Here is a 17,692-nt window from a genome sequence, read left to right on the forward strand (position 1 = left end):
TGCCGTATCGCGTCGACTTGTATATAATACCATGTGACCTGCATTATGTCAACACTTTTTTCGACACTTTTTTGAGATTTTTTAGTGAAACACTTGGATTCGTGGAAAAAGAAGCATGCTTAACCATCGCATTTATCTGCATTAAATTTTCTTCAAAAAATCTCAAAAAAAGTGCTGATTTTAGCCATTTTTTCTCTAAAAAGCGCAGAAAATCAGTAAAAATTTTTCTTTTCTGCGCGATTTTTTTCGTAAATTTTTGCTTGTTTTTCTTTTCAATTCTCCGGAAAAGTTTTGAAGGCAGCTGCAATTATATTGAAAACAGTCACATACACCGTCATCATAAACCGGACACAGCCTCCAAAACTTATTGCAGAAGCACTCATGTATCTATTACAGAAGATAAAAAAGGCGCTATGCTTTCGCATAGCGCTAGAATATCTTTAGTTTTAGTGCAGACGTGCACCAGCCGGGATACGGTTGTTTACCATAATAAGGTTCAGCTTCTCTGCGCCTTCCTCTTCATGGATAGCAGACAGCAGCATACCGCAGGAATCAATACCCATCATTTTGCGCGGCGGCAGGTTAACAATAGCAACCAAAGTCTTGCCTACCAGCTCTTCAGGCTCATAGAAGGCATGGATACCGCTCAAAATTACACGATCGGTACCGGTACCGTCATCCAGAACAAATTTCAGCAGCTTTTTGCTCTTGGGTACAGCGGTACATTCTTTAACCTTAACTACACGGATATCAGACTTGCAGAAGGTGTCAAAATCAACATATTCTTCATAAGCAGGCTCAATAACAACCTTAGAGAAATCTATAGTTTCCTCCTTAGCCTCTTCTACGGGTGCAGCAACAGCAGGAGCCTGCATAAAGTCAGGCTTCTCGCTTACAGCAGCCTTACCCAGCGGCTTCATGGTTGGGAAGAACAGTACGTCACGAATGGTAGAGCTATTGGTCAGGAACATTACCAGACGGTCGATACCAATGCCTAAACCACCTGTCGGAGGCAGGCCGTATTCCAGGGCGTTGACAAAGTCCTCGTCCATCATATTTGCTTCTTCATCGCCGTTAGCGCGTTCTTCAACCTGCTTTAAGAAACGCTCCTTCTGATCGATAGGATCGTTCAATTCGGTAAAGCCGTTGCAGATTTCGCGTCCATAGATATAAGCCTCGAAACGATCGGTGATTTCGGGGTTTTCCGGGTTGCTCTTTGCCAGCGGGGAAATCTCTTTCGGGTGACCGGTAATAAAGGTAGGCTGAATCAGCTTATCTTCAACATATTCTTCGAAGCAGGCATTAATAATTTTGCCAATGCCAAAGGAAGGCTCAATAGCAACATTCAGCTCTTTAGCAATAGCGCGTGCTTCTTCCAGATCTGTTACATTGGTGAAGTCCTTGCCGGAATATTCTTTTACGGCTTCAATCATGCTCATACGCTTCCAGGGAGAAGCCAACTCGATTGTAGTGCCTTCATAATTGATAGTGGTAGTGCCCAGAACCTTCTCAGCAGTCTTAACCACAACCTCTTCGGTCAGGTCCATCATATCGCGGTAATCGGCAAAAGCCTGATAAATCTCGACGCTGGTGAATTCCGGGTTATGACGGTTGTCGATACCCTCGTTACGGAATACACGTCCCATTTCATATACGCGGTCCATACCACCAACGATAAGACGTTTGAGGTACAGCTCAGGCGCAATACGCATATAAACCTGCATATCCAGAGCATTATGATAGCTGATAAACGGACGTGCAGCAGCACCACCTGCGATGGTGTTGAGAATAGGAGTTTCTACCTCCAGGAAATCATGGCTGTCGAGAACCTCGCGTACACTTCTGATAATCTGGCTGCGTTTTACAAAGGTATCACGTACTTCCGGATTAACAATCAGGTCAACATAGCGTTGACGGTAACGGGTTTCAACGTCCTTCAGTCCATGCCATTTTTCCGGCAGCGGACGTAGGGATTTGGACAGCATTTCTACGGAATTTGCTTTAATAGACAGCTCGCCCATATGGGTGCGGAAAGCAGTACCGGTAATACCTACAGTATCACCGATATCCATCAGCTTAATCAGCGCATAGTTTTCTTCGCCGATAACGTCCTTACGTACATATACCTGGATACGGCCGGTCTTATCCTGCATATCCATGAAGCAGGTTTTGCCGTGGCCGCGAATAGCCATAATACGGCCTGCCATTTTAACTTCGGTTTCTTTTTCGGACAGCTCATCGAACTGCGCAGCGATATCTGCCGCGCGATGGGTGTACAGGAAGCGATAGCCGAAAGGCTTCCAGCCATGCTCCTCAATTTTATGCATCTTGTCAATGCGGACCTGCATTTGCTCGTTGATTTCGTTTTCGGTGAGCACTGCAGCTTCTTCTGTATTAGGTTTATTCTTTACCTCTGCCATTGTCGCCCTTCTCCTTATTATTTAATTTCCACGATTTCGTAGGACAATTCACCTACAGGGGTTTTAGTAATAACAACATCATGCACCTTACGGCCCAGAATTGCTGCGCCTACAGGAGATTCGTTGGAAATACGGTTTTCGAACGGATCTGCTTCGGTAGTACCAACGATGGTATAGGTTTCTTCATCACCGGTTTCTACGTCCTTCAGCAGCACGGTAGAACCAAGAGATACAATGCCTGCTGCTTTGCTGGCACTGTCATCGATGATGGTAGCAGTTTTAATCATCTGCTCCAGCTCCAGAATACGGCCTTCGTTTTTACCTTGGTCTTCCTTGGCCTGATCGTACTCGGAGTTCTCGCTCAAGTCGCCCTGTGCTCTTGCTTCTTTCAGACGTTCAACGATTTCTTCGCGGATTTCGCCCTTACGTTGAGCTAATTCTTCTTGTAATTTTTTTAAGCCATCAGCTGTTAAAATAGTTTCCTTGCTTGCCATGTTCCTGCTCCTTTATCATTATTTATATAAAAATTTACTTACACGCATATATTGATTATATATGTTGCCGGATTTACTTGTCAATATCAACAGCCATGCACTGCCAGAGCATGCTGAGCGTTATGCTTGACTTCCTCGATATGCTGGGTAGAAACAGCACGTTCAAAATTACGGAAGCCCGCCATCTTGAAGTTATGCTTATCTGCCAGCTGAGAAATAAGATTTATCTTATTGATATCCAGGGATCTTCCCAAGGAGAAGTTTTCATAACGGCCATCCAGTGCCAGAATCATGGTTTCTGCCATGCATGCATAGGATGTGTGCGGCGGGAAGCCGAAGTTAAAATGAAAATCTACGTCACCGGGCACGTTAATAACGCCGCCTTCGATTACCAGCACATCGTTACGCTTCAGTGATACATCACGCGATACGTTACGCGGACGCGCAACATCGCATACTACGGCACCCGGCTTCAAATCGCCCGGCTCAATCAAGAAGTCAAGCGCACTGGTTACGGTAATAACAATGTCAGCCTCCTGCAGAGAGGTGCGAATATCCTGGCTTACGGCAACCTCGCAATGATTTTGCTCAATAAGCTCCTGCGCCAGCTCCTCCAGCGGTCCCATATGACGGGCAACAAGCGTAATATGCTTAACCTCTTTGGCCAGCAGGCGTACGGAAGCAGCACCGATAGAGCCGGTGGCACCGACTACGACAGCACGGCATTCCTTCAAATCCTTGCCCATCATTCGGGCAGCCTGCTTAGTGCCCTGAATAGCGGTAGCAACGGTATAGCTGTTGCCGCTGGTAACTGCTATATCCAGATTCTTAGCTACAGTAATGCCTGCATCGCCGACAATAGAAGTGAAAGCTCCCAGGCCGACAATCTTGGCTCCCAGCTCCTGAGCAACCTTGCCGGACTCGATAATTCTGTCCATAACAAATTCCTCAGGCAGCTCCACCATCTGCTTAGCAGTCAGCGGACAGCCGATAAACCAGCCTTCGGCTTCAGCATAAGGACTCTTGATGCCGGTAATATGCGAAACCTTGAACGGCTTCTTCATTTTCAGACATGCTTCAATTATCGGGTCCGGGATATACCTCATCAAGGGTGATAAATGCTCCATATCCTGCAGGGATAATGGATGTAGAATAAAAGCAAATTTTTCCATAAAAACAAACTACTCCTTCGTACCAAAGTACTCAACAGAAGATTCTATATGATAATGCTCTAAAAGCTTCAGATATTCATCCGCCGTGAGCGGTCCTTTACCGCCGTGCAATGCAACCAGCATGGCCTCCATAACATTGGTGCCGAAGCTGCGTCCTTGAATACAGGGAGTTGTCGTAATCAGCATTTTGATTCCTGCTTCCTGCAGCATCACTCTATCAGCAGCAGTAACTGTATTAGTAATAATCGTTTTTCCCGGCAGCTTATCCGGAATAAACTTTTTTATATAATGAAAATCACCGGCAATGATATCGTTCTCCAGAAAATATTCCGGATGACGCACTACCCGTAATTCCTGCTCCTTGCCCATAGGGTAAAACCAGCTTACCGGCAGCTTTGTAACAAGCGGTGCCAGCAGTGCCGCCCACCAGGAAAGTGCCTTCAGCGAATATAACGGCTTATTGACATTCAACCCGAAAATGAGGTCGCCAAAGGTTACCTTAGCGCCTGCCTCCAGCAAGGCCTCCGCCATACCGAACCGGTCCACACCGCAGACCATCAGCACCTTGCTGCCCTTTATCGGCACCTTGCCGCCGGCCGCAAGCGATTGAATCAGCTTACGCTCCAGCGAATTTTTCAGGCCGCTGCCATCTAAAACCGGTGTCTTTTTTACATTGGCAATCAGATGAGCCGACTCACGGAAGGTATAACGCTTTTTGCCTGCATAAACATATAAATCCGTACCGCCAAGACCGATGGCATCCGCTTTGCCGTCCCAACGCTCCAGAAGCTCGCGAGCTTTATCAAAATCGCCGTCGGTTCCCCGACGCTCAATACTGATTTTGCTCCCTCCCAGTTCCAATACGGCACCAGCATCGCGTTTCGATGACCCCAAACTGATACTTACTACATGTTTTGCTTTGTTAGCTGCTTCCATGTTTTTAACTCCCTAAATGCTTCTTTTACAAATTATTATTTTAACATATTTACGCGTCTTAGACAATGCCAGATGCAAAATGTTTTTCTGTTTCATAATAGTGATGCGCGCACTCACTGTATTCCGCCAGCAGCTGCTGAAACTGCTCCTGCGTATCAACCTTGTGAAAGCGTCCTCTGAATTCCGCCGCATGCGGCATACCTTTAAGATAAGCAGAAATGTGGCGGCGCATCTCCTTGACCGCAACAACTTCGTTCTTGTAAGCAATAAGCATCGCCAGATGCTCAGATGCCTGCGCCAGCCGCTCCTTCAGAGAAGGCGGCTGCGGCAGCGGCTCGCCGCGCAGTGCTGCCGCCAGTGCGGTAAACAGCCACGGGTTGCCGTCAGCGCCGCGTCCAATCATCAGTCCGTCGCAGCCTGTCTGCTCCAGCATACGCAATCCGTCTGCCACCGTAAAGATATCGCCGTTGCCGAATACAGGCACCTTTACGGCCTGCTTCACGTCGGCAATAATGCTCCAGTCGGCCTTGCCCTCGTAAAACTGCTGGCGTGTACGTCCGTGTACAGCAACAGAGCTCACGCCTGCCGCCTCCACGGCACGTGCAATCTCCACCGCGTTGCGATTGGCATCGTCCCAGCCCGCGCGGAACTTTACCGTCACCGGAATCTTGACGGCCTTCACCATCGCCGCCAGAATATCATGCGCCAGCCGCGGATTCTTCATCAGCGCCGAGCCTTCGCCGTTATTGACAATCTTCGGCACCGGGCAGCCCATATTAAAATCAATCATATCCGCACCGCTGGCCTCTACCATGCGTGCAGCCTCTGCCAGCTCCGCCGGCACACTGCCGAAAAGCTGGATAGCCGTAGGGCGCTCGCCGTCATCAATACGCAGCATTTCGGTAGTTTTGACGTTTTTGTACAGCAGGCCCTTGGCGCTAACCATCTCCGACACGGTCATACCGCAACCCAGACGGCGGCAGATCAGGCGGAACGGCAAATCCGTAATGCCTGCCATCGGCGCCAGCGCCAACGGTGCAGACAGCTCTATATTACCAATATTCATAAAAATAACTCCTATCGAAAAAAGCTGCCGCGCAGCAAAACGCTACTCACGACAGCTTTAACTCTTTTATCACGAGCGACGGAATAAATCCCTGCTCTTATTTAGCGTTTTTTTCGTACAGAATGCGCAGACCATCCAAAGTCAGGAAAGGCTCTACAACATCAATACAATCAGATTCCGCAGCCATAGTATTGGCAAATCCGCCGGTAGCAATAACATAAGCATCACCGCCGAGCTCCTTCTTCATATGGTTGACAATGCCCTCCATCTGACCTACGAAGCCATAAATCGCACCTGCCTGCATAGAGCTTACAGTATTGCGGCAGATTACGGATTTAGGCTTAACGAGCTCGATACGCGGCAGCTTTGCCGCACGTTGGAAGAGCGCTTCTGTAGAAATGCCGATGCCAGGCGCAATAGCACCGCCCAAGTATTCACCTGTCGGCAGCAGCGCACAGAAGGTGTTGGCAGTGCCGAAATCAATAATAATCATCGGCTTGCCCAAATGACTGAATTTATGGAAGGCTGCTACAGCGTTGACAATACGGTCTGCACCAACCTCTTTCGGATTATCGTATTTAATGAAAATGCCGTTTTTAACGCCGGGTCCTACAACCATCGGTTTAATACCGAAATAGCGCTCACACATGTGGCACAAGGGAATCAGCACCGGAGGCACAACACTGGAAATAATGACGGAAGAAATCTTATCCATTTCCACATCACTATAAGCAAACATGCTGCGCAGCATAATACCAAATTCATCTGCAGTTTTAGAACGGTCTGTAGAAAAGCGCCAGTGTACCTTTAAAGTCTTATCCTCGAAAACACCGGCTACGATGTTTGTATTTCCTACATCCACAACAAGTAACATTCTAAGATCCTCCTCGGAAATCTGCGTTCCATTCGCAAAATACGGCATAAAAGCCTTTTTTATTTTACCACAAAGCGGAAATATTGCAAGAAGAAATTGTAGCTATTTAACGCTTACCATTTTACGCGTACTCATTCCCCTTAGCCTTCGCCGGACGGATAGAAACATCACCGGCAACAACCTTTTCCTTGCTGCCGTCCTCGCGGCGTACAACCAACAGGCCTTCCTCATCAATATCCTCGGCCGTACCGAAATAAGTCATATCAGGGGCAATAACCTTTACCTCCTGACCTAAGGTGCAGGAATAACGGCGCCATTCGTCAAACACGGGGTCAAAGCCCTCCTGAACCGCAGTTTCATACAGGTCCTCCATATTCTTGAGGATATCGCACAAAAGCTGTACTCTGGTAAAAGGCTCCGTTGCGGCATCAGCCACAGAAACAGCTAAATTGCGTACTTCTTCGGGATAATCTTCGGGAGAAGCGTTGGTGTTGATGCCGGTGCCGATAACAACATAATTGATATGACCGAATTCGGCATTCATCTCCGTCAGGATGCCTACAAGCTTGCGTCCCAGCAAAAGCACATCATTAGGCCATTTGATAGCGGCATGAACGCCGGCAATCTTGTTGATAGCCTTTACTACGGCAACAGCTGCCAAAAGCGTACATTTGGATGCTTCCTGCGGCAGGAACGGCGGCTTCAGCACCACGGAAAACCAGATACCCTTTGCATAAGGGGAAATCCAGCCGCGGGATAAACGTCCTTTGCCTGCGCCCTGCTCCTCTGCTACTACCAGCAGACCATTTTCACAGCCTTCGTTGGCCAATGCTTTGGCAAGATTGTTGCTGGAATCAACGCTGTCACGATAGCAGATATTGCGTCCCAGCCATTTGGTCTGCAGATGGGACAAAATTTCCTGCGGGAACAGACGGTCCGGAACCTCGCGCAGAATATAACCGCGCTTAGGCACGGATTCAATCTCGTAGCCTTCGTTCTTCAATGCCTGGATATGCTTCCAGATAGCAGTGCGCGAAACCTCCAGCTCCTTGGAAATCTCTTCACCGGAAACCGGTGTCCCCTTACTGTTACGCAGCAGCTCCAAAATACGTTTACGCATATATATCATCCTCTCCGATTCTCTTAATACTCTTCTTTATCAGTCTAAAGCCTGTCTGTAAAGACATTCCGATATGCAAAGAGTAACACCAGGTTAACCAAAAGTCAAGTCTAAAGTGAACGATGCCTTCGATAAAAGTAAAAAGCAGCAGCTCATAATGAACTGCTGCAAGTATTACGGGTTGGAAATCAGCAAGCTTCAATCTTGGCCAAAAGCGCCTCCTGCAATGTTTGGCTGAAGTTAACGCCAATAGCCTCGGCACGGGCATTGAGCCAGGCCGGAATCGTGCAATTTTTCTTCACAACACGTGTACCGTATTTTTTCCTGTACTCATCAATATTTACATCAACAAAGGTTACTATAGCATCCTTGCTGACATTAAGCTCTATCGACGCAGGCTGCGGAATACTTTTTCCGGATTCCTCCAGATCAAGCAACCATAAGCAAATCAAATCACGTGCCATTTCCATAGCGTCCGCTATATCTTCCCCCTGTGTATATCTGTCAATATCAGGTACAGTTACAAAATAACCATCAGCTTCTTTTTCTAAAATAATAGGATAAGCTACGCTTTTCATGATAAGTACCTCCGTAAATCCCTTAAAAAGCAGGGCCATTAAAGACCCCACTTTTTAATCAGTGCTTTTGCCAAACGCTCATTGATATCAGGATGACGTGGAACAGCTTCACTGTCAACGCCATTTGTATAGATATCATGCCGTGAACCATTACGTTTCAAATACCAGCCAGCTTTAGCAAAAAGCTTCAGAAGTTCGCGTCTTTTCATTAGCTCCCTCCCTGTTATCATTATACGTATTAATGCGCATATTGTCAAGATGAAAGAAAAACCGCCACACCTAAGTGCAGCGGCTCATAAATCAACCTTTATTTGATATACTGGTCCTCCAGCTTATCAAGCGTACCATCCATATCCTTTTCTTCCATAAAGAAGTTTACGTAGTTCAACCAATCCTGGTCACCTTTAGCCATCAAGATACCAAAGTGATTTTTCGTAAACGGATCATCTAGCAGAGGTGCTGCCAGACGGGCATCATCACGCACATAGCGACGTGCTTCCATAGTTTCTGTAATCATAACATCAGCCTTACCTTCGGCAATCAGTGCAGGAATCTCTGCATTTTGCGGATGTACTAAAAGCGTGCAATTAGGCAGATTGCTCAGAGCAAATTTTTCATTTGTGCCGCCGGGATTAACCATAACGCGAACACTCTTCTTATTCAGGTCCGCTTCAGATGTGAATTTCTTTGCATCAGCCTTGCGACATAAAATCGTCTTACCGAATGTTAGATAGCCATGAGACATATTCATTTTTTGCTCACGGGCAAAGGTTCTTGTAACACCGCACATAGCAATGTCAAACTTTCCGGCCATAGTGTCAGCCTGCAGTGTTTTCCATGTAGTCGGTACATATTGCACCTTAACACCCAAGGATTGTGCCAACAGCTCCGCTACCTCGACATCAAATCCTTCATACTTGCCGGTTTCTTTATTAAGATAGCTCATAGGCTTGTAGTCGCCGGTACTGCCAACCAGCAAAACACCGCGAGCCTGAACATCTTCAATTTTTCCTGCCTCTGCGCTCGGAGTCAAAGCACCCATACCGCAAATTGTCGTTGCCAACAGCGCACCTACACATAATTTCTTTAAGTTTACCATACTACCATCCTTCTTTCTTATCTGTTATGCAGCAGATATTTTGGATGTATTATACAATATTTATCACCGCTTAGCTAGAATTTTATCACTTTTTTGCAGAAATGAAATTAATTAAAAGAAAAGTGTTAAGCTATTTACACAAGCAAGCATCTAATACCATTTGCTTTGCACACGCACCCAGGCAGCGGCTCCGCCTTTGCTGCGCACCTGCAGCCACGTGCCTTCATCAACCGGCTGCAGTAAGGCCTTGTCAACCTCCAGCTTAGCAGTTGCTCCCTTAGTAGTCTGCACCTCAATCACGCAAGGGGTATTCGCCTTATCCATACGTGCTTCCGCCAGCTTATAAACATCACCCTCACGCAGCTGATATTTAGTGCGGTTTTTATCCTCTACTATCTTAGTCTGCAGCACCTTCACCGCAGTAGGTTCTGCAAGCTCCAGCTTATCTGTCACATCCAGCTCCTCGCCTTTGGCAAAGCCGCCTGCCGGCTGAGCAGTCACAGAAGGCTGACTGTAAAAGCTGTCGCCCTCCTTCACACTGTAGCTTCTGTCCTTCAGTCCAAAAATATTCATACCGATTGCAAAGCCCGCCAGCAGGCAGAGAAATGCCGCAATTCTCATTACCAGCTTATTACTCATCATGCCCACCTCACATCAGCTTCGCATCCGAAAGCGCATTGTATTTCACAAAGCCCGGCTTGCCGTTGAATTCAACCTTTTTCCACTGGCCTACATAAGGAAAGCGCAGCAGATTGGTAGAAAAATCAAGGTCATATTCCTTGTCATCAACCACAACACGTCCCTTAGTTTCACCGCTGCCTCGGTCAGGCTGCAGAATAAGTACCTGCGAGCCGGCAGGAATAATATGCCGCCTTCCGAAAAACTTGCGAAACTGCAGCTGCTGCTCCGTAACAGCATAGCGTTCATCCTTATCCTGACTGGAAACTGTATCAATATAATCCAGCTTAACACCGGCAGACAAATAATCAACAACCTTTCCATGCAGACCTGACGGATCACTGTACATAGCAGCCTTATCCTGCAGCACAACGCACTGCAGTCTGCCTGTTTCTACCTTGGCATAATGCAGCTCTCCCGTAAGCTTCGCCGCATTGTAATGCGGTGAGGTTTTATTGCTGCTCCAGGCATAGCCTGCCCCGGCAATAAAGCCTGTCAGCAGCGCCGCCAAACACACAGCAGCAGTTTTCCTGTTTATACTCTGCAGTTTATCAAAAACCATAAGCACACACTCCCTTAGATATTATTGTCAGAAGCTCATACTATGCTTACATTTTCTCATACTTACAGAGCTTTCGCAAGCAAAATAAAAAAAGCCCAAGAGCCATGCTCTTAGACCTGAGATTTAAATGGTGCGGTAGAGAGGATTTGAACCTCCACGGGGTCTCCCCCACTAGCTCCTGAGGCTAGCGCGTCTGCCGTTCCGCCACTACCGCATACTGTATTCAGTTCGTTGCCGTCATAAGCAACATAGATATAATACCACAAACAGATTACCTTGTCAACACTATTTTTAATTTTTTTCAAAAAATATCTGCCAAACCATCTTCTTATAAAACAACCCAAAACACAAAACAAAAAAGGACTCATGCGTTAACATAAGTCCTCATCAATTCAATGTTGGTGCGGTCGGTGGGATTTGAACCCACACGGGATTTCTCCCACCACCCCCTCAAAGTGGCGTGTCTGCCGTTCCACCACGACCGCGTCTTTGGGATAAAGTTCATAAATAAAAATGGTGCGGTAGAGAGGATTTGAACCTCCACGGGGTCTCCCCCACTAGCTCCTGAGGCTAGCGCGTCTGCCGTTCCGCCACTACCGCATGCTTTATTCACTTCGTTGCTATCATAAGCAACATAGATATAATAGCATACTCTGACGCGTTCGTCAAGTAACCTTGCAAAAAAAATTTATAAAATCTTCTTTTGCTATTATTTTATCTTATCCTTATAAAGCAGATAATATTTATCCCTATCCTGCATAACCTTAGCTACATATTCACGGGTATCAGGGTAAGGAATAGATTTTATATCATTGAAATTATAGTCCCAGCCGTTTTCCTGCATCCATTCATGCGTCTGCCCGCGTCCCGCATTGTAGGCCACCATCAGCAGTACCAGGTTATGCTGAAATTCGTGCTCCAGCTCGCCTACGTACCAGCAGCCCATGCGGATATTTTTTCTCGTCTGGTACAAATCACTGTCCTGATAATTCTCCAGGCCCATCTGCTCGGCAATCCAACGTCCTGTTTCCGGCATAATCTGCATCAGGCCGACAGCGCCCACTTTGGAAACAGCATCATGCTTGAAGTTGCTTTCATTTTTGATAATGGCAGCAACCAGAAAAGGATCTACATTATTTTTCTTACTGTAGGTCACAATATCCTGCTGATAATCCCACATATATACGAAGCGCATCTGCACAGCATCACTGCTCCAAATCTTCCAGCAGCCAAAGCATACTGCCAACAGCACGCCAAACATTAGCAGCCAGCTATGCAGACGCCCAAACTTCTTGCGCCGTCTGCTGCGGGCCTTGCGCTTAACCTTCACGCTCATTGCCTAAAAGCAGCTCCAGCTGTACGCGTACAGCCTGCATGGTTTCCGCCTGGCTGCCGCTGTTATCAAGAACTACATCGGCATACTTTTTCTTTTCCGCCAGCGACATCTGCGCTTCAATACGCGCATTCACCTCGTCTGCTGTCATGCCGCTGCGCAGCATTGCTCTTTCCACCTGCTGCTGACGGCTGACAGATACCAGCCACACGCTGTCCACATTCTTATGCCAGCCACATTCAATTAAAAGCGGCACATCCAGCACTGCTGCCTTATGTCCCTGCTTGCTGCTGGCTGCCAGAAAGTCTTCTGCCGCCTGCCAGACTATTTTATGGATAATCGCCTCCACTGCCTTCAGCGCTTCCTTATCGTGGAAAATACGCTCGGCAACCTTGGCTCTGTCCAATGTTCCTTCCTCGCTCAGATATTCCTTGCCCAGTACGGCAATCACCTGCGCCAGTCCTTCACTGCCTGCAGCTACCGCCAGGCGTGCTTCGGCATCCGCATCAAAAACAGGCAGTCCCAGGCTACGCAGCTCTGCCGAAACTGTACTTTTACCGGAAGCAATGCCTCCCGTCAAACCAATTGTTATCATTATTCTCTACTCCTACCTTTGGCAATGCTCACAATAAACTGTGCCTCTGCCGCCAACCTTGGTTGTCTGCAGCAGCGCACCGCATTTTTTACATGGCTTGCCGCCTCGGCCGTACACCAGCAGATGGTTCTGGTTATCGCCCTTATTTCCTTCGCCATCCTTATAATCGCGGAAGGTTGTACCACGATTTTTGATGCCCTGCGCGATTACCGCATTGACTGCCTCACACAAGCGCACTATCTCAGCAGCGCTCAGGCTACAGGCTTTGCGCATAGGCAGAATACCTGACAGAGCCAGGCATTCATCGGCATAGATATTGCCAAGACCGGCGATAATCTGCTGGTCCAGAATAAAGCTTTTGATAGCCTTCTTGCTTTTTTGCGCCAACGGCAACAGATATGCGGCAGTAAAGCCCTCGCTCAGCGGCTCCGGCCCCAGTGTTTCGTAGCCTTCAATATATGTATCATTATCAGTTACCAGATACAGCGTACCAAAGGTACGGATATCCGTAAACCACATCGTCACGTCATCAGAAAGCGTAAACTTGATTTTAGCATAAGCCGGTGCAGGTGCAGCTGACGGCTGCGCCAACAGCGCGCCTGTCATGCGCAGATGCACTATCAGCTGCTGCTTCGGTGCAGTATGCAGCACCAGGTATTTACCGCGTCGGCCTACGCTTATGATAGTTTTACCCACCAGTCCTTTGATAAAGGCATCAGGCTGAGGATATTTTATCAATCGCTCCAAATATATTTCTACTGCTAAAATTTTCTTTCCTTCTATATGAGGCGCAAGTGTTTTGCGCACCTGCTCCACCTCAGGCATTTCCGGCACAGGTCTTCCCCTCTTTCCGTAAAGTATCCGTTATTTTGTTTCCGCCCAGTCACGACCGCAATTAACGTCAGCCAGCAGCGGAATATCCAAGTTTGCAGCACCTTCCATGGCTGTGCGCACCAGCTGCGCTACCTGCTCCTTCTCGTCTTCAGTAACCTCCAGCACCAGCTCATCGTGAACCTGCAGCAGGATTCTGCTCTTGCACTGCGCCTTATCCAGCTCGCGCTGCACGGCAATCATAGCCTTCTTCATAATATCTGCGGCAGTTCCCTGAATCGGGGTGTTGATAGCGGTACGCTCCGCAAAGCTGCGCAGATTGAAATTACTGCTGCGGATTTCCGGCAGATAGCGTCTGCGCCCCATCAGCGTGCTGACATAGCCTTGCTCACGTGCCTTGGCTACAATATCTTCCATATATTTTTTTACACCTGTATAGCGTTCAAAGTAGCTGTCGATATAGCCTGCTGCCTCCTTGCGGCCGACATCCAGCTGCTTGGCCAGGCCAAAGTCACTGATACCGTAAACAATACCGAAGTTAACGGCCTTCGCACGGCTGCGCATTTCGGGCGTTACCTCCTCAAGCGGCACACCGAAAACCTCGGCAGCTGTGCGGGCATGGATATCCTGACCATGACGGAAGGCCTCCAACAGCAGCTCATCCTGCGCAATGCAGGCCAGAATACGCAGCTCAACCTGCGAATAATCGCAGCTCATCAAAAGGTCATAGCCTGCTCCCGGAACAAAGATGCGGCGAATCTGTCTGCCTTCTTCCGTACGTGCAGGAATATTCTGCAGGTTAGGGTCAGTGCTGGATAAGCGTCCTGTTACCGTCACCGTCTGCTGGAAGTGCGTATGAATGCGTCCCGTTTTGGGATTAATCAACGGCTGCAGTCCTTCCAGATAGGTGGATTGCAGCTTCGCCAGCTTGCGATGCTCCAGAATGGTAGCAATCAGCGGATGCTTGCCCTCCAGTGCTTCCAATACCTTGGCATCGGTAGAATAGCCTGTTTTCGTCTTTTTGATTACCGGCAGCTGCAGTCGTTCAAATAAAATCACGCCCAGCTGCTTGGGAGATTTCAGGTTAAACTCTTCGCCTGCCTGCTCCTGTGCCAAAGACTCCAGCTTGGCAATACGGTGCCCCATATCTTCGTTCAGCTGCAGCAAAAGCTCCTTGTCTGGCGTAATACCGGCAAACTCCATCTGCGCCAGCACCGGTGCCAACGGCAGCTCAAATTCCTCATACAGCTTGAGCTGCTGCTGCTCAGCCAACAGTCCGCGCAGCTTAGATGCGAGCTGCAGCAGATTTTCGCAAGGCGTTGCCAGTACTCCCGGCAGATTGCGGCGGCTCAAATCCTCCAGGCTGTAGGAGCTGTGGCCGGGGTCGGCAACATAGCCTGCCAGGGCTACATCATCAACTATTCCATGCACCTTCACCTTGCGGCACAGGCAGCATTTATAAAGCTCCTTGCTGTCAATCGTTATCTTTTTGCTGCCTGCATCTGCCAGCCAGCTGTCGAATTTATCCCAGCAGCCGCTTTGTGCGTCCAGCACATAAATTTTATCGTCCACCAAAATTTCGGCACTGCTGAAATACAGCTCCGGCAGCTGTCCTGCTACCTGAGCATACACGGCAACAGGCTGCTTTGCTTTAGCCAAAGCTGCAAACAGCTCCTCTGCCAGCTGCGGTGTATTTACTGCCACCTGCGGCAAGCCTTCCTGCTCAACAGCTTCACCGAAAAGGTCAAAGCTGTCCCGCGCACCGCCGAGTACCGCGGCAAAGCGCTCATACATATTGCGGAACTCCAGATCCTGCAGCAGTGCGCGCGCTTCCTCCTTCAGCGGCTGCAGCTCATAGGTCTGTACAGCAGTATCAACCGGCACCTCCGTGCAGATTGTTGCCAGATGCTTGGACAGCAGGGCAGATTCCTTGTTGTCTGTCAGCTTCGTTTTCAGCGACTTGCCGGAAACCTTGTCGATATTCTCCAGCACCGTTTCCACATTGCCGTATTCCTTAATCAGCTTCATCGCTGTTTTAGGACCTACGCCCGGCACGCCGGGAATATTATCCGAGGTATCGCCCATCAGGCCCTTCAGCTCAATCAGCTGCTTAGGCTGCAGGCCCTCGTAATTGGCAGCAAATTCCGCCTCATCAAAAACTTGAATATCGCTGATGCCGCGCTTGGTATAAAAAACCTTGGTGCGCTTATCAATAAGCTGCAGCTCATCGCGGTCACCGGTAACAATGATAACCTCAACCTCCGGCGGTGCCTGCGCAGCAAAGGTACCGATAATATCATCGGCCTCATAATCATCCAGCTCCAGCGTGCGGATTCCCATGCATTCCAAAACCTTCATCGCCAAAGGAAACTGCTCGCTCAGCTCGCTCGGAGTAGGCTTACGCTGCGCCTTATACTCCGCATACAGCTTGCTGCGGAAGGTTTTGCGCGATTTATCAAAGGCAACCGCCATATAACGCGGCTTCACCTCATCCAAAAGCTTCAGCAGCATATTGCACAGGCCGTAAACTGCTCCCGTATGGATGCCCTGACGCGTAGTCAGCGGCGGTAGCGCAAAAAATGCTCTATGTATCAGGCTGCTGCCATCTATAACTAAAAATTTATCTGCCATAATTGCTCCTCCTCTATGCCGCTCACATAGAATAAACATTAATATAATTATTATATCATAGCAAGGCAAGAAAATATGTAACTAATATGTAAGAAAGCCCAAAGTTTATACCGCCCTTCAGCATCTGCCGTTGCATTATAAAAAAGCCCGACAGTATCACTTGGCGATACCATCGGGTTCTGTTGAGTTATCGCGAAAACCGCGAAAGGCAAAGAGGAACAGGTAATAACGTATTGCGGCGCTGGTGTGCCTAGTGAAATCTTAGTACTGCTAAATCTAATTCAGTTTTAACTCGATTTTAACTCGTTTCTAACTCATTTTAACTCGTTTTATCGAGTTAGAATTACTTTTAATTCGTTTAATTAATTTTTGTCGAGTTAGAATTTTAGTAACCGTCCCCTCTTTCACAATATAGCAGTATTATTCTGCTTTCTTGTTGCCATTATGGCAAAAAAAGCGCAGAACCACTTGATGTTTTGGTTCTGCGCTTGAGAATTTATATTAAAAATACAACTTTTCCTTAGGATAAGTGCTATGCAGCAATTGCCGCAAACATCTGAAATCATCAGATTTGAAGGGCACCAGCATATACTTGTTTTTCAGATAGGCAAGAAAATCCTGCAGATTAGCACATTTGATATAATGCTCCTGTGAATCATCATTAATATATTCACCAATGACGTTATTAATAAGCTGAATAGTCTCCGGCGAAACACCGGTATCCGGTACAAGATATAATTGCGAAATAATATTGTTGAAGCTATAGGCCATCGGCTTGTGCCAACGGCTCTGCGTCAGCATAAACAAGCGGGCAAAGGCTATAAGATTACGCAAGCTTCTATTGGCAGGATGAACATTTTCGTCCGCTTCATTATCCTGCTCAAAGGCTGTCAACTTCGGTGGCACCGGCATCTCCCATGCTTCCAGCAGCCTGAGTCCCATTTTTTCAGGAAAGACAGGATAATAGACAAGCCTTTTTTCCAAATCACAGACCTTGAGCATGATAATGTTATCTTTCAGGAAATGGTCACTGCCATTAGCGTTATGGACAAGGCTCCAGGGTGGCAGCTCCTCATATGCTTCTACACTAACATGATACTTAGTATTTAATGCCAAAGCATGGGCCCAGCTTTCACAATTATCTCTATAAAAAGCAATAGTTTTTTGGATACTCGGAGGATTACACTTATGCATTACATCACGCCTTCCGTATTTATTATTCTTTACCAAATTCATCAATAAACAAGGACTTAATCTTCCTCCTTTCCAATACCCTAAGCAAGCTTTTTCTTATACCTGGTTT

Annotated in this window: 17 protein-coding genes and 3 tRNA genes; all 20 read right to left on the minus strand. The window is 47.6% G+C overall.

Translation table 11 applies throughout. The features are described from left to right. Positions 1-446: 446 nt before the first annotated feature. Complete coding sequence (gene lysS, locus Q0612_RS06535) at positions 447-2,420, minus strand: lysine--tRNA ligase (protein ID WP_367181701.1); 1,974 nt, start codon at positions 2,418-2,420, stop codon at positions 447-449. A 17-nt stretch (positions 2,421-2,437) separates the two neighbouring features. Then, positions 2,438-2,914 carry a transcription elongation factor GreA gene (greA, locus tag Q0612_RS06540; protein ID WP_021719710.1) on the minus strand — a complete coding sequence of 159 codons (477 nt, stop codon included), beginning with the start codon at positions 2,912-2,914 and terminating at the stop codon, positions 2,438-2,440. Between the two features lie 86 nt (positions 2,915-3,000). After that, positions 3,001-4,086 (minus strand): NAD(P)-dependent oxidoreductase, encoded by a 1,086-nt coding sequence (locus Q0612_RS06545; protein WP_210683867.1) that lies wholly within the window; start codon positions 4,084-4,086, stop codon positions 3,001-3,003. Between the two features lie 9 nt (positions 4,087-4,095). Beyond that, the gene (locus tag Q0612_RS06550) at positions 4,096-5,022 is read right to left on the minus strand and encodes a quinate 5-dehydrogenase (RefSeq protein ID WP_298882342.1); all 927 of its coding nucleotides are present in this window, start codon (positions 5,020-5,022) and stop codon (positions 4,096-4,098) included. Between the two features lie 58 nt (positions 5,023-5,080). After that, a complete protein-coding gene (gene dusB, locus Q0612_RS06555; RefSeq protein WP_298882344.1) occupies positions 5,081-6,088 on the minus strand; it encodes a tRNA dihydrouridine synthase DusB in 1,008 nt (335 codons plus the stop codon). 97 nt (positions 6,089-6,185) lie between these two features. Continuing rightward, positions 6,186-6,962: a type III pantothenate kinase gene (locus Q0612_RS06560; RefSeq protein ID WP_021719714.1), complete on the minus strand. Its 777-nt coding sequence runs from the start codon at positions 6,960-6,962 to the stop codon at positions 6,186-6,188. A gap of 121 nt (positions 6,963-7,083) precedes the next feature. Further along, positions 7,084-8,082, minus strand: coding sequence for a biotin--[acetyl-CoA-carboxylase] ligase (locus Q0612_RS06565; RefSeq protein ID WP_298882348.1), 999 nt, complete (start codon positions 8,080-8,082; stop codon positions 7,084-7,086). 188 nt (positions 8,083-8,270) lie between these two features. After that, positions 8,271-8,660 (minus strand): type II toxin-antitoxin system HicB family antitoxin, encoded by a 390-nt coding sequence (locus Q0612_RS06570; protein WP_298882351.1) that lies wholly within the window; start codon positions 8,658-8,660, stop codon positions 8,271-8,273. Positions 8,661-8,698: 38 nt separating this feature from the next. Beyond that, a complete protein-coding gene (locus tag Q0612_RS06575) occupies positions 8,699-8,869 on the minus strand; it encodes a type II toxin-antitoxin system HicA family toxin (RefSeq protein ID WP_298882354.1) in 171 nt (56 codons plus the stop codon). 98 nt (positions 8,870-8,967) lie between these two features. After that, complete coding sequence (locus Q0612_RS06580; protein ID WP_298882356.1) at positions 8,968-9,759, minus strand: transporter substrate-binding domain-containing protein; 792 nt, start codon at positions 9,757-9,759, stop codon at positions 8,968-8,970. Between the two features lie 150 nt (positions 9,760-9,909). After that, the gene (locus tag Q0612_RS06585; protein ID WP_298882359.1) at positions 9,910-10,401 is read right to left on the minus strand and encodes a hypothetical protein; all 492 of its coding nucleotides are present in this window, start codon (positions 10,399-10,401) and stop codon (positions 9,910-9,912) included. Between the two features lie 7 nt (positions 10,402-10,408). After that, on the minus strand, positions 10,409-10,999 hold the full coding sequence (locus Q0612_RS06590) for a hypothetical protein (RefSeq protein WP_298882361.1): 591 nt from the start codon (positions 10,997-10,999) through the stop codon (positions 10,409-10,411). Between the two features lie 128 nt (positions 11,000-11,127). After that, positions 11,128-11,213, minus strand: a tRNA-Leu gene (locus Q0612_RS06595). Positions 11,214-11,398: 185 nt separating this feature from the next. Next, positions 11,399-11,484, minus strand: a tRNA-Leu gene (locus tag Q0612_RS06600). 29 nt (positions 11,485-11,513) lie between these two features. Further along, a tRNA-Leu gene (locus Q0612_RS06605) sits at positions 11,514-11,599 on the minus strand. 109 nt (positions 11,600-11,708) lie between these two features. Further along, on the minus strand, positions 11,709-12,335 hold the full coding sequence (locus tag Q0612_RS06610; RefSeq protein WP_298882364.1) for a lytic transglycosylase domain-containing protein: 627 nt from the start codon (positions 12,333-12,335) through the stop codon (positions 11,709-11,711). Further along, the gene (coaE, locus tag Q0612_RS06615) at positions 12,319-12,927 is read right to left on the minus strand and encodes a dephospho-CoA kinase (RefSeq protein WP_298882366.1); all 609 of its coding nucleotides are present in this window, start codon (positions 12,925-12,927) and stop codon (positions 12,319-12,321) included. Before coaE ends, Q0612_RS06610 begins: the two co-directional genes overlap by 17 nt. A gap of 12 nt (positions 12,928-12,939) precedes the next feature. Next, complete coding sequence (mutM, locus tag Q0612_RS06620) at positions 12,940-13,752, minus strand: bifunctional DNA-formamidopyrimidine glycosylase/DNA-(apurinic or apyrimidinic site) lyase (RefSeq protein ID WP_298882432.1); 813 nt, start codon at positions 13,750-13,752, stop codon at positions 12,940-12,942. 39 nt (positions 13,753-13,791) lie between these two features. Continuing rightward, entirely contained in the window at positions 13,792-16,389 is a 2,598-nt protein-coding gene (gene polA, locus Q0612_RS06625; RefSeq protein WP_298882370.1) for a DNA polymerase I, read from the minus strand. 501 nt (positions 16,390-16,890) lie between these two features. Next, positions 16,891-17,505: a hypothetical protein gene (locus Q0612_RS06630; RefSeq protein ID WP_298882372.1), complete on the minus strand. Its 615-nt coding sequence runs from the start codon at positions 17,503-17,505 to the stop codon at positions 16,891-16,893. Between the last annotated feature and the right edge of the window lie 187 nt (positions 17,506-17,692).

The sequence above is a fragment of the uncultured Phascolarctobacterium sp. genome (assembly GCF_937920985.1).
Lineage (GTDB): Bacteria > Bacillota > Negativicutes > Acidaminococcales > Acidaminococcaceae > Phascolarctobacterium_A.

Coding starts and splice junctions, on each gene's coding strand:
- lysS (WP_367181701.1), bottom strand. CDS start 2,420: ATGGCAGAGGTAAAGAATAAACCTAATACAGAAGAAGCTGCAGTGCTC.
- Q0612_RS06560 (WP_021719714.1), bottom strand. CDS start 6,962: ATGTTACTTGTTGTGGATGTAGGAAATACAAACATCGTAGCCGGTGTT.
- Q0612_RS06575 (WP_298882354.1), bottom strand. CDS start 8,869: ATGAAAAGACGCGAACTTCTGAAGCTTTTTGCTAAAGCTGGCTGGTAT.
- Q0612_RS06570 (WP_298882351.1), bottom strand. CDS start 8,660: ATGAAAAGCGTAGCTTATCCTATTATTTTAGAAAAAGAAGCTGATGGT.
- Q0612_RS06610 (WP_298882364.1), bottom strand. CDS start 12,335: ATGAGCGTGAAGGTTAAGCGCAAGGCCCGCAGCAGACGGCGCAAGAAG.
- Q0612_RS06550 (WP_298882342.1), bottom strand. CDS start 5,022: ATGGAAGCAGCTAACAAAGCAAAACATGTAGTAAGTATCAGTTTGGGG.
- dusB (WP_298882344.1), bottom strand. CDS start 6,088: ATGAATATTGGTAATATAGAGCTGTCTGCACCGTTGGCGCTGGCGCCG.
- Q0612_RS06565 (WP_298882348.1), bottom strand. CDS start 8,082: ATGCGTAAACGTATTTTGGAGCTGCTGCGTAACAGTAAGGGGACACCG.
- Q0612_RS06585 (WP_298882359.1), bottom strand. CDS start 10,401: ATGATGAGTAATAAGCTGGTAATGAGAATTGCGGCATTTCTCTGCCTG.
- Q0612_RS06590 (WP_298882361.1), bottom strand. CDS start 10,999: ATGGTTTTTGATAAACTGCAGAGTATAAACAGGAAAACTGCTGCTGTG.
- greA (WP_021719710.1), bottom strand. CDS start 2,914: ATGGCAAGCAAGGAAACTATTTTAACAGCTGATGGCTTAAAAAAATTA.
- Q0612_RS06545 (WP_210683867.1), bottom strand. CDS start 4,086: ATGGAAAAATTTGCTTTTATTCTACATCCATTATCCCTGCAGGATATG.
- polA (WP_298882370.1), bottom strand. CDS start 16,389: ATGGCAGATAAATTTTTAGTTATAGATGGCAGCAGCCTGATACATAGA.
- coaE (WP_298882366.1), bottom strand. CDS start 12,927: ATGATAACAATTGGTTTGACGGGAGGCATTGCTTCCGGTAAAAGTACA.
- Q0612_RS06580 (WP_298882356.1), bottom strand. CDS start 9,759: ATGGTAAACTTAAAGAAATTATGTGTAGGTGCGCTGTTGGCAACGACA.
- mutM (WP_298882432.1), bottom strand. CDS start 13,752: ATGCCTGAGGTGGAGCAGGTGCGCAAAACACTTGCGCCTCATATAGAA.